This is a genomic window from Sphingomonas japonica, assembly GCF_006346325.1.
Taxonomy (GTDB): domain Bacteria; phylum Pseudomonadota; class Alphaproteobacteria; order Sphingomonadales; family Sphingomonadaceae; genus Sphingomonas; species Sphingomonas japonica.
The window spans coordinates 542,085-555,951 of record NZ_VDYR01000001.1; the positions used below are offsets into that span (position 1 = coordinate 542,085).

The 13,867-nt window shown below is 68.0% G+C and carries 14 protein-coding genes; 3 read left to right on the forward strand and 11 right to left on the reverse strand.

The annotated features are described in order from the left end of the window. Positions 1-2 precede the first annotated feature (2 nt). Positions 3-332, forward strand: a complete 330-nt coding sequence (locus FHY50_RS02700; protein WP_208402867.1) for a hypothetical protein — start codon at positions 3-5, stop codon at positions 330-332. Here FHY50_RS02700 and purQ read toward each other — a convergent pair. The 7 genes from purQ to FHY50_RS02735 form a co-directional block, all read right to left on the reverse strand. Further along, positions 315-980: a phosphoribosylformylglycinamidine synthase subunit PurQ gene (purQ, locus tag FHY50_RS02705; RefSeq protein ID WP_140046844.1), complete on the reverse strand. Its 666-nt coding sequence runs from the start codon at positions 978-980 to the stop codon at positions 315-317. The two genes, FHY50_RS02700 and purQ, sit on opposite strands and share 18 nt — an antisense overlap. Continuing rightward, on the reverse strand, positions 977-1,207 hold the full coding sequence (purS, locus tag FHY50_RS02710) for a phosphoribosylformylglycinamidine synthase subunit PurS (RefSeq protein ID WP_140046845.1): 231 nt from the start codon (positions 1,205-1,207) through the stop codon (positions 977-979). Before purS ends, purQ begins: the two co-directional genes overlap by 4 nt. 65 nt (positions 1,208-1,272) lie before the next feature. Then, positions 1,273-2,628: a surface lipoprotein assembly modifier gene (locus tag FHY50_RS02715; protein WP_140046846.1), complete on the reverse strand. Its 1,356-nt coding sequence runs from the start codon at positions 2,626-2,628 to the stop codon at positions 1,273-1,275. Beyond that, positions 2,625-3,836: a transferrin-binding protein-like solute binding protein gene (locus tag FHY50_RS02720; RefSeq protein ID WP_140046847.1), complete on the reverse strand. Its 1,212-nt coding sequence runs from the start codon at positions 3,834-3,836 to the stop codon at positions 2,625-2,627. The genes FHY50_RS02715 and FHY50_RS02720 overlap by 4 nt, the downstream gene beginning before the upstream one ends. Before the next feature lie 88 nt (positions 3,837-3,924). Continuing rightward, positions 3,925-4,704, reverse strand: a complete 780-nt coding sequence (gene purC / locus FHY50_RS02725) for a phosphoribosylaminoimidazolesuccinocarboxamide synthase (protein ID WP_140046848.1) — start codon at positions 4,702-4,704, stop codon at positions 3,925-3,927. 80 nt (positions 4,705-4,784) lie between these two features. Further along, on the reverse strand, positions 4,785-5,987 hold the full coding sequence (kynU, locus tag FHY50_RS02730) for a kynureninase (protein WP_140046849.1): 1,203 nt from the start codon (positions 5,985-5,987) through the stop codon (positions 4,785-4,787). Next, positions 5,984-6,895: an alpha/beta hydrolase gene (locus tag FHY50_RS02735; protein WP_140046850.1), complete on the reverse strand. Its 912-nt coding sequence runs from the start codon at positions 6,893-6,895 to the stop codon at positions 5,984-5,986. The genes kynU and FHY50_RS02735 overlap by 4 nt, the downstream gene beginning before the upstream one ends. Before the next feature lie 47 nt (positions 6,896-6,942). On the opposite strand from FHY50_RS02735, the gene parC reads away from it, so the two are divergent. Both parC and FHY50_RS02745 read left to right on the forward strand, forming a co-directional pair. Then, positions 6,943-9,192, forward strand: a complete 2,250-nt coding sequence (parC, locus tag FHY50_RS02740) for a DNA topoisomerase IV subunit A (protein WP_140046851.1) — start codon at positions 6,943-6,945, stop codon at positions 9,190-9,192. Between the two features lie 62 nt (positions 9,193-9,254). Next, a complete protein-coding gene (locus FHY50_RS02745; protein ID WP_140046852.1) occupies positions 9,255-10,964 on the forward strand; it encodes a putative bifunctional diguanylate cyclase/phosphodiesterase in 1,710 nt (569 codons plus the stop codon). On the opposite strand, the gene FHY50_RS02750 is transcribed toward FHY50_RS02745, so the two are convergent. The 4 genes from FHY50_RS02750 to FHY50_RS02765 are packed head-to-tail and all read right to left on the reverse strand — an operon-like array spanning position 10,934 to position 13,812. Continuing rightward, positions 10,934-12,118: a CCA tRNA nucleotidyltransferase gene (locus FHY50_RS02750; RefSeq protein WP_140046853.1), complete on the reverse strand. Its 1,185-nt coding sequence runs from the start codon at positions 12,116-12,118 to the stop codon at positions 10,934-10,936. The genes FHY50_RS02745 and FHY50_RS02750 overlap by 31 nt on opposite strands. Then, positions 12,106-12,702, reverse strand: a complete 597-nt coding sequence (locus tag FHY50_RS02755; RefSeq protein WP_140046854.1) for a CoA pyrophosphatase — start codon at positions 12,700-12,702, stop codon at positions 12,106-12,108. Before FHY50_RS02755 ends, FHY50_RS02750 begins: the two co-directional genes overlap by 13 nt. Then, entirely contained in the window at positions 12,699-13,256 is a 558-nt protein-coding gene (locus FHY50_RS02760; RefSeq protein WP_140046855.1) for a DUF1285 domain-containing protein, read from the reverse strand. Before FHY50_RS02760 ends, FHY50_RS02755 begins: the two co-directional genes overlap by 4 nt. A gap of 37 nt (positions 13,257-13,293) precedes the next feature. After that, the gene (locus FHY50_RS02765) at positions 13,294-13,812 is read right to left on the reverse strand and encodes a GNAT family N-acetyltransferase (RefSeq protein WP_140046856.1); all 519 of its coding nucleotides are present in this window, start codon (positions 13,810-13,812) and stop codon (positions 13,294-13,296) included. Positions 13,813-13,867: the final 55 nt, after the last annotated feature.

Here is a 13,867-nt window from a genome sequence, read left to right on the forward strand (position 1 = left end):
GCATGTCAGGATTTCAGGATGCCAAGCTGGCGATGCTCGCATTCACCGGGCTGCCGAAGGATGCGCTGCACATCTATGTGGGCCTGAGCGTGCTGTTCGCCGCGTCGCTGCTGCTCAAGCGCCGCGTCGGTACGGCATTGCCGGTCGCCTTCGTGGCGGTTGCGGCGCTGACGGGGGAGGCCTGGGACATCATCGATCGCTGGGGGCTCGGCAAGTCCGCCGATCCGCCTGCCCACTGGCACGACATCTGGAACACGCTGTTCTGGCCGGTCGCGATCACGCTGCTGGCGCGCTACAGCCACCTGTTTCGGCCCTCAGCTAACCGCCGCTAGAAGTCCCTCAAAGAGGCGGCGGCCGTCATTGCCACCATGCGCGGCCTCGATGCGGCGTTCCGGATGCGGCATCAGGCCGAGCACCGTGCCGCGTTCGTCGACGATCCCGGCGATGTCGCGCGCCGATCCGTTGACCGCCTCGGCATAGCGAAACGCGACGCGGCCCTCGCCCTCCAGCCGGTCGAGCACGGCTTCGTCGGCGACGTAATTGCCGTCGTGATGCGCGACTGGGAAGCGCACCGCGTCGCCCGCGGTGTAGCCGCTGGTGAAGGCCGATCGGTCGTTTGCTACCGTCAGCGCGACGTCACGGCAGACAAAGTCGAGCCCCTGGTTGCGGATCAGCGCACCGGGAAGCAGTCCGATCTCGGTGAGGATCTGGAAGCCGTTGCAGATGCCGAGCACCGGTACCCCGCGCTCGGCCGCAGCCTTGACCGCCGCCACGATCGGTGAGCGCGCGGCGATCGCGCCGCAGCGCAGATAATCGCCATAGGAAAACCCGCCGGGCAGCGCGATCAGGCCGATATCGCCGGGCAGGTCGCTGTCGCCGTGCCACACCATCGTCGGCGCGGTGCCGGTGACCTCGCGCAGCGCGACCGCGACGTCGCGATCGCAGTTCGAGCCAGGAAAGACGACGACCGCGGTCTTCATGCGCGCTCGATCCGGTAATTCTCGATCACCGTGTTGGCGAGCAACTGGCGGCACATCGCGTCGATCGCGGCATCGTCGGTGTCGTCGGCGACGTCGATCTCGAACAGCTTGCCGGCGCGCACATCAGCGACGCCGGCAAAGCCGAGCGAGCCGAGCGCGTGTTGGATGGCCTTGCCCTGCGGATCGAGGACGCCGGGCTTCAGGGTGACAATGATGCGGATTTTCATGCGGCTGTCCCGGCGGTGAGGGGTTCGCCGCTGCCTATGCCGCCCCGGCGCGCTGCCCGCAAGGATCAGAAATAGCGCGCGAGCTGGAAGGTGAAGCGGCTGCGCGTCGCATCGAAGAAGCCGATCGACGATTCGGCGCGGGTGTAGGTCCAGCCGATCTGCGGCGAAAAGCCCAGCACGCGGATCTTGCTGTTGCCGAATGTCGCGCGCGCGACATAGCGCCAGTCCTTGCGCGGCTTTGGAGAGAAAAGCGCGATCGGCGCGTCGTAGATCGCGCGCGACACGGTACCGCTCAGCCCGAAATTGATCCCCAGCGGCATCGCACCGCCCAGGCCGAGCGTGAATCCGCCCTCCTTGCTCGAATAGGCCGGCTGATCGAGCCAGTCGCGGCGGCCGAACAGCCCCGCCGACGCCACCAGCGTGGGTGCGACCGCGCGTTCATAGGTGGCGAACAGGCCGGCCTGTGTCCCGTCATAGCCGTCGTCGAACAGGGCGTCGGTGCGGCGCACGTCGAGCTGGATGCCGAGCCGACCGCGCGTGCCGATCCCGTGCTGCATGCCGATGCGCGTTCCGAACTGGCGGCTGACGACGTCACCGCCGAACCAGCGCTGCGCACCGACCGCCTGTACCGAGACGCTCGATTTCGGGGAAAGCCGCACTTCGGGGCCGGCCGCGGCCTGGAGCTGATAGTCGTCGTAATCGGCGCCGTCATAGTTCGTCCCGGTGGCATCGAGATCGACCAGCATCGTCGTCGCCTTCGCGATCGGCAGCCGCAATCCGGCCGATGCCGTCGCGGTCAGCCCGGTGCCCGACCGTGCCCGCGCCGCGTCGTCGAGTTCGAGCGGAATCGGAATGCCGCCGAAATCGACGGTGATCTGGTCGGCGCTGGTCGCGTTGTTGATGTTGGTGTCGGGCGCGATGCCGGCGCTGAAGTCGAAGCTCCACGCCCTCTGCGACCGGATGACGTCGCGGACGGTGCGGATCGTGCGCGCGACGTCGGGCGGCAGATCGGCGTCCTGCTGCGCGATCGCGAACTGGCGGTCGGCGGATTGCGGGCGGCCGCTCAGCAGCATCGCCTTGCCCAGTTCCAGCCGGACGCGGGTCTGGCCGGGATCGTCGGCCAGGATCGCCTGATACTGGGCGATCGCGGTTGCGTGATCGCCGGTTTCGGCGGCGAGCATCCCGGTCAGATAGCGTGTTTCGAAACGCCGGTCGGGCAATTGTTGGAGCGCGGCAAGCATCGGCCGCGCCTCGTCGAAGCGCTTGGCCGCGATCAGCGCCTGGACCTCGCCGAGCAGCTGGTCGGGCGTCAGCCGCGCCTTGCACGTCTGTGCGACGCAGCGGTCGAGCAGCGTTTGCGCCTGCGCCCCCGGGGCCGACACTGCCGCCGCGAGCGCGAGCGCTCCGGCGGCGCGCATCATTTCTTGCCCGTGAACGCGCCGACGATGTCGATGCGCTCGTCAGGCGTACCGCCGACGATGCGGAAGCCGGCGCCGATCTCCTCGCCGTTCGGCCCGAAAAACGCCCCGTCGAGGCTTGAGCCCGCGATCGACACGGTGAAGTCGTCCATGCCGGGGCGCGTGAAGCTGGCCTTGTCGAAACTGCCGGTAAAGCCGCCCTTGTTGATCAGGTCGAGCGTGGCGGTGGCAGACGCGGCGAAGCGCGAACCGGCCGGCAGCGCTGAAGCCCAGCTGGTATAGGCATCGAGCGTCGGCGCGTGGACGGTGCCGGTCAGTTCGGTGGTGACCGCCAGCGAGGCGAAATCGACCGACGTCGTGTTCGATCCCTCGATCCATTGCAGGTAGCTCGGGAAGCCGGGATCGGTGTCGCCCATCGGATTGAACACCATGCTGGCGATCATGTCGCCGGTGAAGCTGGCCGATCCGGTCTTGGGCACGGCGCCGTTTGCGGTGCGCTCGCCGAAGACGAACGCGGCGCGGTCGAGGCCGTAATTCTGTTGCAGTGCAGGTGGCGCCCCGTCCTCGCTGACTTCATTGGCCGACAGCACATTGCGGACGAATCCTGCATAGGTGACGTATTTGGTCGTCGTGCCGGGCTTTTGATAGAACAGCGTGTTGACCGTGGAGGAGGAGCCCGCCGCGCCGACGAAATAGTCGCTTCGCTCCGCGCCATCGGCAAGCGGATCGTTGCCAGACAGCGCGCTGCCGGTGTCTGTCGCTGCGTCCGCCTGGAGATACTGGATCTGCTTGTTCGCGGCGAATTCCGGGACGCCTGCCTGCGGTCCAACCGCGCCATCGAAGTCCGTGCGGTGCTGAGGATCCTGGAAGCGGAAAGCGGCGACCTCGACATTGCCGAGCGGCTGGCTGATCGTCAGTTCGAAGATCGCGTCGCGCGGGTTATAGGCGACGGAGATGCCGCTCGAACGGGCGGTGTTGGCGTCGGCGGCATAGAGCTGACCGTCCTGGTAGCCTTGGTCGGACCGCGTCGAATAATCGTAGCTCTGGACCCCGCCCAGCCCCTCATAGGTCTTGGTCTCGGTGGGGTTGACGAAGCTGTGGGTCGCCGCCGGTCCGGTCGGCGGAGCGACACTGCCCGCCGATTGCGCGCCGGTATCGCCGCCGCACGCCGCCAGCATCGTGGCACTGCCCAAAATCACCAGAGTACGCATCGTCAGTCCCCCGCGACGGAATGTCTATCCGTGGATGCGGGGGGTGGTAGCCTGCCGATGGTTAAGACCTGCTTTAGGTCGGGCGCGATTATTTCCCGCGCAGCTTGCGGTGGCTTTCGAGGTCGAGCACCGACGAATCCGCACCTTCCGGCAGCAGGCCCAGCCGCCGTGCGACTTCCTGATATGCCTCGACTTCGCCGCCGAGGTCGCGGCGAAAGCGGTCCTTGTCGAGCTTCTCGTTGCTGGTCATGTCCCACAGCCGGCAGCCATCGGGGCTGATCTCGTCGGCAAGGATGATCCGGGCATAGTCATTATCCCAGATGCGTCCGAATTCGAGCTTGAAATCGACCAGCCGGATGTTGACGCCCGCAAACAGGCCCGAGAGGAAATCGTTCACGCGGATCGCCATGTCCGCCATGTCGTGCAGTTCCTCCTGCGCGGCCCAGCCGAAGGCGAGGATATGCTCGTCGGTGACCATCGGATCGCCGAGCGCGTCGTCCTTATAATAATACTCGATGATCGTGCGCGGCAGCTGCTGGCCCTCCTCGATCCCCAGCCGCTTCGACAGCGATCCGGCGGCGACGTTGCGCACCACGACCTCGATCGGCACGATCTCGACCTGGCGGATCAGCTGCTCGCGCATGTTGAGGCGGCGGATGAAGTGCGTCGGGATGCCGATATTGGCGAGCAGGGTGAAGACATGCTCGGAAATGCGGTTGTTGAGCACGCCCTTGCCGCTGATCGTGCCCTTTTTCTGGGCATTGAACGCGGTCGCGTCATCCTTGAAATACTGGATCAGCGTGCCCGGCTCGGGACCCTCGTACAGGATCTTGGCCTTGCCCTCATAGATTTGGCGGCGGCGAGCCATCGTGGCGAAACCCCTGGAAAATGAGCAGCCCCGGCGGCGCGGGCGGGCCGCATCCTGCCGGGGCGTGGAAGCCTGCGGCCTTACGCGATCGGGCCGGGGGGTGCAACGCCGCGATGGTCGGCAACGATCTCCGCGAGTGCCAGCGCCGCGCGGGCGACATCCTCGAAGCCGACATAGAGCGGTGTCAGCCCGAAGCGCAGAATGTCGGGATCGCGAAAGTCGCCGATCACGCCGCGCTCGACCAGAGCCGCCATGATCGCGCAGGCATGGGGATGGCGGAACGCGATATGGCTGCCGCGCTCGGCCGGATCGCGCGGGGCGATGCATTTGAGGCCGATAGCGTCGCCCGCCGCCGCGAACGCGTCGAACAGCGCCGCGCTCTTGGTCGCGAGCGCCTCGATTGGAACGTCGGCAATCGCGTCGAGACCGGCCTCGAGCGCGGCCATCGCCAGCATCGGGGGGGTGCCCGCTCGCCAGCGCTCCATGCCGGCGCCTGCTTCATAGGCGTCGGTGAAAGCGAAGGGCCGGGCATGCCCCATCCAGCCCGATATGGGGTTGGCGAGCTGCGCCTGATGCCGCTCGGCGACATACAGGAACGCGGGAGCACCGGGGCCGCCGTTGAGGAATTTGTACCCGCAGCCGACCGCCATGTCGGCGCCTGCACCGTTCAGATCGACGGGAATTGCCCCGACGCTGTGGCTGAGGTCCCAAAGGATGAGCGCGCCTGCGTCGTGTGCACGTCTGGTCCAGGCGGCCATGTCGAACCGCGCGCTGGTCTTGTAGTGGACGTGGCTGAGCAGCACGAGCGCGGTGCGGTCGTCGATCGCGTCTGCCAGCGCATCGCGCGGAACCGCGCGCAGCGTGCCGCCGGGCACGCATGCCACCGCGCCCTCGGCGATATGCAGGTCGGTCGGGAAATTGCCCGTTTCGCTTATTACCACGGTCCGCGCCGGATCGCGGCGCAGCGCGGCGACGATCAGCTTGAACAGATTGGCCGAGGTCGAGTCGGTGACGATGACCTCATCCGCGTCGGCGCCGATCCACGGCGCGATCTTGCCGCCGATCCGTGCGGGGCTGCCCATCCAGCCCTCGTCCCAGCTGCGGATCAGGCGTTCGCCCCATTGCCGCTCGACCAGATCGCGATTGGCGGCGAGCGTGGCGCGCGGCAGCGGACCCAGCGAATTGCCGTCGAGATAGATCACGCCATCAGGCAACACGAAGCGATCGCGCAAAGGACGTAGCGGGTCGGCGGCGTCGCGCGCGCGTGCCTCGTCGAGAGTCACTTGGCGAAGCCCGCGGCGATGCGGCGCTTGGCCTCTGCCCATGCGGGCGTTTCGGGCGCGATCAGCTCGACATGGCCGGTGTCGGGCACGATGGTCAGCGTCGCACGATCCCCGGCGGCTTTGGCCCTGGCATCGAAATCGCGCGGCAGCCGCAGCGGAATGATGCGATCGTCGCGCCCGACCACCTGGTCGAACGGCACGCCGACCGGCAGCAGCCGCGTGACCGAGGTGTCGGCATAGAGGTCGGCGCGGCCGCTTCCGACCAATTGCCCCACGACGTCGGTTCCGCAGCCATTGTCGCTCGCGCCTGCCGTCGCCTCGAGATCGGGCAATCCGCCCAGGCTGATGACCCGTGCGATTGGCAGGGGATCGGGCGAGCGCAGCGGACTGGAGGCGGGAAGTCGCGCCCGCGCGGCCAGCCACAAGGCGAGATGCGCGCCGGCGGAATGGCCGACGGCGACCACCTTGCCGGCGTCGAGGCCGAACCGTTTCGCATGCGTCCGGAGCGCATCGGCTGCGGCGGCGGCGTCGGCGAAGGTGCCGGGATAGCCCCCGCCGGGAATGTCCACCCCGCGATAGTCGATGTTCCAGACTGCGTAGCCGTCGCGCCGCAGATCGTCCGCGATCCAGTGCATCAGCGTCCGATCGGCGATGCTCGTCGTCCAGCAACCGCCATGCACCATCAGCACGGTGCGATGCGGACCGGGGCCCGACGGCAGCCAGACATCCACCTTTTGCGGCGCATCGCTGCCATAGGCGATCGTCGCATCGGGGTCGGGGCGCGCTCGCTCGGTCAGGTCGGGCCAGCTGAGCGGGACGAAGCGCGATGCGGTGGCCGGGGGCGGCGCCGCCGGTTCGGAACAGGCGCCGGTCAGCAGCAATGCGGCAAGCAGCGGGAAGCGGATCATGCGGGGGTTCCTAGCGCAGCGCCGCCCGGCTTGCTATCGCCCGCGCAATGGCTACCGACCTCACCGACCCCTTCAACGCGATCGTGGACGCGCCGTTCGATAGCGCGCTGTCCGAACGCTACCTCGTCTATGCGATGTCGACGATCACGGCGCGGTCGCTTCCCGACGTCCGCGACGGGCTGAAGCCGGTGCATCGGCGGCTGTTGTGGGCGATGCGGTTGCTGCGGCTCGATCCGGCGTCGGGGTACAAGAAATGCGCGCGCGTCGTCGGCGACGTCATCGGCAAATATCATCCGCATGGCGACCAGTCGGTCTATGACGCGATGGTCCGCCTCGCGCAGACCTTCGCCCTGCGCTACCCGCTGGTAGACGGACAGGGCAATTTCGGCAATATCGACGGCGATAACGCTGCCGCCTACCGGTACACCGAAGCGCGGCTGACCCAGGTCGCGATGGACCTGATGGCCGGGCTGGACGAGGACGCGGTCGAGTATCGGCCGACCTATAATGGCGAGGAGAACGAGCCCGAGCTGTTTCCCGGCCTGTTCCCCAATTTGCTCGCCAATGGCGCCTCAGGCATCGCGGTCGGCATGGCGACCAGCATTCCGCCGCACAATGCCGCCGAGCTGTTCGATGCGGCGATCCTGCTGATCGACCAACCCGGCGCCGACGACGCCGCGATCCTCGGCCATGTGCAGGGCCCTGATTTCCCGACCGGAGGGATCGTCGTCGACAGCGCCGCGGCGATCGCCGAGACCTATGCCACCGGCCGCGGCGGTTTTCGTGTGCGCGCCCGGTATACGATCGAACGCGAGAAGGGCGGCGGATGGTCGGCAGTGGTCACCGAAATCCCGTATGGCGTGCAGAAGGGCAAGCTGATCGAGGCGATCGCGGCGCTGGTCAACGAGCGCAAATTCCCGATCCTCGCTGATGTCCGCGACGAATCGGATGCCGACATCCGCATCGTCCTCGAACCGCGCAGCCGCACGGTCGATGCCGGCACGCTGATGGACGGATTGTTCCGGCTGACCGACCTGGAAACGCGGTTCTCGCTCAACCTCAACGTGCTCGACGCCACGCGGACGCCGCGGGTGATGTCGCTGCGCGAGGCACTGGCGGCATGGATCCAGCACCAGTTCGTGGTGCTCAAGCGCCGCACCCAGCACCGGCTCGACAAGATCGTTGACCGCATCGAGCTGCTCGACGGCTATATCGTCGCCTATCTCAACCTCGACCGGGTGATCGCGATCATCCGCGCCGAAGACGAACCCAAGCCAGTGCTCATCGCAGAGTTCGCGCTGACCGACCGCCAGGCCGAGGCGATCCTCAACATGCGACTGCGAAGCTTGCGCAAGCTGGAGGAGATGGAATTGCGCCGCGAACGCGATGCATTGGAGAAGGAGCAGGCGGACCTCACCGCGCTGCTCGGTTCCGATGCGCGCCAGCGCACGCGGCTGAAGCGCGACCTGGCCAAGCTGCGCGAGCGCTACGGGCCCGAGACGCTGCTCGGCAAGCGGCGCACGCTGATCGAGGAGGCGGCGCCGGCGCGCGACATTCCGCTCGAGGCGATGATCGAGCGCGAGCCGATCACCGTCATCCTGTCGCAGCGCGGCTGGATCCGAGCCATGAAGGGGCATGTCGATCTGGCGTCGGCCGATACGCTCAAGTTCAAGGAAGGCGACGGGCCGCGCTTCGCCTTTCATGCGCAGACCACCGACAAGCTGCTGCTGGCGACCGCGGCGGGCCGCTTCTACACGCTGGGCGGCGACCGCCTGCCCGGCGGACGCGGGTTCGGCGAGCCGGTGCGATCGATGATCGACCTCGACCACGATGCCGCGATCGTCGCGCTGCTGGGCGCTGGGGCATCCGAGCGCATGCTGATCGCCGCCAGCGACGGGCGCGGCTTCATCGTGCGCAGCGCCGATGTCGTCGCCGAAACGCGCAAGGGCAAGACGGTGATGACGCCGCGGCCCGGCGCGACGCTGGTGGTCGTGCGGCCGATCGCTGCGGAGGACGATTATGTCGCGGCGGTCGGCGACAACCGCAAGCTCGTCGCGTTTCCGCTCAGCGAGCTGCCCGAAATGACTCGCGGGCAGGGGGTTCAGATCCAGCGCTTTCGTGATGGCGGGCTGTCCGATGCGCGCACGCTGCGCTTCGCCGACGGCCTCAGCTGGACGATGGCGGGCGCGGAAGGCCGTGTGCGGACCGAAAGCGACCTGGCACCGTGGCGTGCGGCGCGCGGCGCTGCGGGCCGGATGCCTCCGATAGGCTTCCCGCGCGATAACCGATTCAAATAGGCGCTGCGCCGCACATGACGCTTCACGCGGCTTTAAGGAAATCGCTCTAGCGCCGTTTGCAAATGGTGTTGCAATCGCCCGCTGCCGCAACGGCCGAGCGTCCGCACGACGCGGAGGGCGATGCGATTGCTTTCGGGCCGGGCGGATCGGCGTTGCTGCTCAACCTGCTGCCCATACCCGCTGTCATTGCGGTGCTTCGCGACGGCGAGATCGTGTTCGAGGCGATCAACCAGAATTTCCGCCGCGCCGGCCTGGGCAGCGTTGCCGGACAGTCGCCTTTGGTGGCGGCGCACGGCCCGCTCGTCACCGAATTCCTGATGTCGCGCCGCCGCGAATGCGAATTTGACTGGCAATTGGGAGAAGCAGTCGATGCCCGCCATTTTCGCGTGAAGCTGGCCCGGCGGGTCACCGACAGCAATCCGCATCGCGCGCTGATCTCGCTGGTGGATCACACTGCCGAGGCACGCACCGGCGAGAGCCTGCGCCGCGAGATGATGACCGACAGCCTGACCGGGCTGCTCAACCGGCCGGGCTTTTCGGAGCTGCTGGAGACGACCATCACGCCCGAATGCTGCGCACAGCATGCGGTGCTGGTGGTCAATCTCGATCGCTTCAGCCGGGTCAATGCGTGCCTCGGGTCGCTGTCTGGCGACGAGCTGCTCATTTCGGTGGCGCGGCGGATGAAGGGCGCGCTGCGAGCGCACGACCGGCTGGCGCGCACCGGCGGCGACGAGTTCGCGATCCTGATGACGGTCGAGGACGGGATCGGCGATGTGCTCGAGGTCGCCAAGCGGATCGAGGGCGCGCTTGCCAGTCCGTTTCGCCTGTCCGATTTCGAAATCCGCGTCGAATGCTCGATCGGGGTGGCGCTGGGGTCGCAGGACATCGCCGATGCCGAGGACCTGATCCGCCACGCCCAGTTCTCGGTCAAGCGCGCCAAGGCGACCGGGCGCACCGAAACCTATCAAAGCCGCACCTTCGACCTCGCACGGCGCCAGTTCAGCATCGAGACCGAGCTGCGCCAGGCGATCGAAAGCGGCGCGATGCGGCTGCATTTCCAGCCAATCAGCGATCTGGCATCGGGCAGGATCGTCTCGTTCGAGGCGCTGGCGCGCTGGAAGAACCTGCGCGGCGTCGAACTGTCGCCGGTGGACTTCATTCCCGTCGCCGAGGAATCGGGGCTGATCGTGCCGCTCGGGCGCTGGGCGATGCACGAGGCGGCACGCGTTCTGGCCGAGTGGGACCAGAAGGCGGGCGGATGCTGCGACGTGTCGGTGTCGGTCAATCTGTCGGCGATCCAGCTGCAGCGCGATCACGTCGCCGGAATGGTCCGCGAGGCGCTCGACACCTATGACCTGACCGGCGACCGGCTGACGCTGGAATTGACCGAGAGCGCGATCGTCACCGATCCCGATCGCATCGCGCAGACCATGCGGGCGCTCAAGGATCTGGGCACGCGGCTGGCGATGGATGACTTCGGCACCGGCTATTCGAACCTCGCCTATCTGCAGAAGCTGCCGATCGACGTGCTCAAGATCGACCGCAGCTTCATCTCGGGGCTGCTCAGCGATCGCGACAAGGTGGCGATCGTGCGCGCGGTGCTCAGCCTTGCCTCGGCGCTGGGCATGGAAACGACGGCGGAGGGCATCGAAACCAACGAACTGGCGCAGACGCTGGCGGCGCTGGGCTGTACCTATGGGCAAGGCTATCTCTATGCCCGTCCGCTACCCGCCGACCAGGCCTATACGCTGCTGTCCGCCTCGCGGACCTGAGCATCGGCGATCTGTCCGACGCGGTCGGCATTCGGAAACCCTTCGGCGATCCATTGCTCCTCGATCGCGCGCAACAGATGCGCGACCTGTGGCCCGGCCTTGATCCCGCGCGCTACCAACGCGCCGCCGGTGAGCGGCAGCGTCGGCGGCGTCCAGTGCGCCAGCGCGCGGACGTCGCCGGTGCGATCCGCCTGTGCGAGCAACAGCCGGTCGGTCGCTGCCTCCGGTCCGATGCGATAGGCCAGCGCCCGTGGCTCCGCATCGAGCGGCCGCGCCGCCGAGATCAGCCGCTTGCGCTGCAGCTTCGACAGTTTGAGGCGGGCGCCGACCGATTCGGCGACATCGGGATCGCCCGGCAGCAGCGCGGCCAGGCGCCGGATCGCATCGGGCGCGATCGCGCTCGTCGCTTCGCGCCCGGCCAACCGCGCAAGCGCGTCGACGCCGGCGATCTCAGGCAGCACCGGGCGCAGGATCCCGCGCTCGATCATTACGGCGACGACGTGCACCGCATGCCGCGCCACCAGCAGCTTGAGCAACTCATCGGCGATCCGCTCGCGCGACAGGGCCATCAGGTCGTTTGCGCGCGCGGTACAGGCGTCGAGCCCGGCGGGATCCGGGGCATCGCCGAACCGCGCAAGAAAGCGGAAGAAGCGCAGGATTCGCAGATGGTCCTCGGCGATGCGTCGATACGGATCGCCGATGAAGCGCACGCGCCGGGCGGCAAGATCGTCGAGACCGCCGAAATAGTCGAAAACCTCTCCCGAAATCGGGTCGGCATAGAGCGCGTTGATCGTGAAATCGCGGCGGGCGGCGTCGGCGCGCCAGTCGTCGGTGAAGGCCACCTGCGCATGGCGCCCGTCGGTCGCGACATCGCGGCGCAGCGTCGTCACCTCGACCGGACCCTCTGGCAGCACTGCGGTGACCGTGCCGTGCGCGATGCCGGTCGGCACCGTCTTGATCCCGGCCTCGGTCGCCAGCTCGACGACGCGCTGCGGCGGGTGCGGCGTGGCGATGTCGATGTCGGACACCGGGCTGCCGAGCAGGGTATCGCGCACCGCGCCGCCGACGAACCTCGCGGCCCCCAGCGCGCCAATCAGCGCATCGAGCCCCGGCCGCCTGCGCCAGGGTACATCGGGAAGCGTCACGCGCTCCATCGCAGCCGCTGCGATAGGTTGATCAGCATTGCCGCGGTCGCACCCCAGACGCGGCGCTGTTGCCAGAAGATCTCGAAATAATGCCGCTCGCGGCCCTGCCACTCGATGCTCCCCTGGAGATGGTTGGCGGGATCGAGCAGGTGGTCGAGCGGAATCTCGAAGACGTCGCCGACTTCGCCGGGCTGCGGCGTGAACGGCAGGTCGGGTGCGATCACGCCGACCACGGGGGTGACCTCGAAGCCACTGACGGTACGATAGCGGTCGGTCGGGCCGATGATTGTGACGGCGGACGGCGGCAGCGCGATCTCCTCCTCGGCCTCGCGCAACGCGGCCGCCACGACATCGGTGTCGCCGGGATCGACCCGCCCGCCGGGAAAGGCGATCTGGCCGGCATGGCTGCGCAATTCCTGCGTTCGCTGGGTCAGGATCACGCCCGGCCGCGCACGGTCGGTGATCGCGATCAGCACGGCAGCGGGTGCCAGCGACGCCGGGTCGCCCCATTCGTCGCCGTCGCCGATCAGCAGCACCGGCGCATGCTCGTGCTGCGCGCCCAGCGCCGTGCGCAACCGATCGGCAAGCGTCACGCCGCGTCCATCGCGAAAAAGACGCCGTTGCTCCACACCCCCGGCCGGTCGGCGCCGAGCGCGCGTTCGGCGAGTTCGTAATAGACCGGGCGCGCGATGAGCGCATCGAGCCCGCCGCGGACATGGAGATAGGGGCGCGGCCCATCCTCGCCGCTGTCGAAGCGCAGCGCATTGTCGGGCCCGGCAGTGACGAGGTCGCCCGTGTTGAGGCGAAAGGCGAGGCGGGCATCGCGACCGCTCCCTTCCGCCTTCATCTCGACCGCCACGAACGGCGCGTCGTCGACCGCGATCGACAGCTTCTCGACCGGCGTCACTAGTACGAACGACCCGTCGGCCTCACGGCGCAAGATCGTCGAGAACAGCCGGACCATCGCCGGGCGCGTGATCGGCGACCCCTGATGATACCAGGTCCCGTCGCTGGCGATGCGCATCTCGCTGTCGCCGCAATGCTCGGGGTTCCATTGCGCGACCGGGGGAAGTCGCGCTTCCTCGGCAAGCGCCGCGATCGCGGCCAGCGAGAGGTCGGCAAGGTCGGGCAGGGGAGGCATCGGCATCCCGCCCCGTTAGGCGAGAGCACCCGCGCCGGGCAAGTCAGGCGAGCGCCGGCACCCGGGGTACGACGATCCCGGCGCCCGTCGGCACCATCCCGCGCGCGAGCAGGCGGCGCCGCTCGAACGGGCCGGGTAGCCGCCAATCGCGCGTTGGCGAATCGGAGAAGCCGAAGAAGCGCGCATAATATTCGGGGTCCCCGACCAGCATCTGCGCCTGCGCTCCCGCCAGCGCCGATCGATCGGCCATCGCCAGCGCATGGTGCGTCAGGCGCTGGCCGAGACCTGCGAGCTGGCGCGCAGGATCGACCGCGATCGGGCCGACCATCACCATCGGCACCTGTTCGCCCGCATCGAGGTGCAACGCCACCGGCCAGCATTGGATCGTCGCTGCCAGATGCCCGCCATCGCCGATCGCCGCGAAGCTGAGCGATGCGATCGGTGCCAGCCCCTCGCGGACGCGATAGGCGGTCTTGGCAAGCCGGTCGGTGCCGAACGCACGGTCGAGCAGCGCCTCGACCGCATCGGCATCGACATCGGCAATCGGCACCAGCGGCAACATCGCTTCCATCCTCGCGCGGGTCGGCATAAGTCGGGCGCCGCATAGAGCGATTGGA

Bases quoted from the DNA above. Each gene is read 5' to 3' on its own strand.
- FHY50_RS02745 (WP_140046852.1), top strand. From the start codon at position 9,255: ATGGTGTTGCAATCGCCCGCTGCCGCAACGGCCGAGCGTCCGCACGAC.
- purS (WP_140046845.1), bottom strand. From the start codon at position 1,207: ATGAAAATCCGCATCATTGTCACCCTGAAGCCCGGCGTCCTCGATCCG.
- FHY50_RS02760 (WP_140046855.1), bottom strand. From the start codon at position 13,256: ATGCCGATGCCTCCCCTGCCCGACCTTGCCGACCTCTCGCTGGCCGCG.
- FHY50_RS02750 (WP_140046853.1), bottom strand. From the start codon at position 12,118: ATGGAGCGCGTGACGCTTCCCGATGTACCCTGGCGCAGGCGGCCGGGG.
- parC (WP_140046851.1), top strand. From the start codon at position 6,943: ATGGCTACCGACCTCACCGACCCCTTCAACGCGATCGTGGACGCGCCG.
- FHY50_RS02700 (WP_208402867.1), top strand. From the start codon at position 3: ATGTCAGGATTTCAGGATGCCAAGCTGGCGATGCTCGCATTCACCGGG.
- purQ (WP_140046844.1), bottom strand. From the start codon at position 980: ATGAAGACCGCGGTCGTCGTCTTTCCTGGCTCGAACTGCGATCGCGAC.
- FHY50_RS02735 (WP_140046850.1), bottom strand. From the start codon at position 6,895: ATGATCCGCTTCCCGCTGCTTGCCGCATTGCTGCTGACCGGCGCCTGT.
- FHY50_RS02715 (WP_140046846.1), bottom strand. From the start codon at position 2,628: ATGATGCGCGCCGCCGGAGCGCTCGCGCTCGCGGCGGCAGTGTCGGCC.
- FHY50_RS02720 (WP_140046847.1), bottom strand. From the start codon at position 3,836: ATGCGTACTCTGGTGATTTTGGGCAGTGCCACGATGCTGGCGGCGTGC.
- purC (WP_140046848.1), bottom strand. From the start codon at position 4,704: ATGGCTCGCCGCCGCCAAATCTATGAGGGCAAGGCCAAGATCCTGTAC.
- FHY50_RS02765 (WP_140046856.1), bottom strand. From the start codon at position 13,812: ATGTTGCCGCTGGTGCCGATTGCCGATGTCGATGCCGATGCGGTCGAG.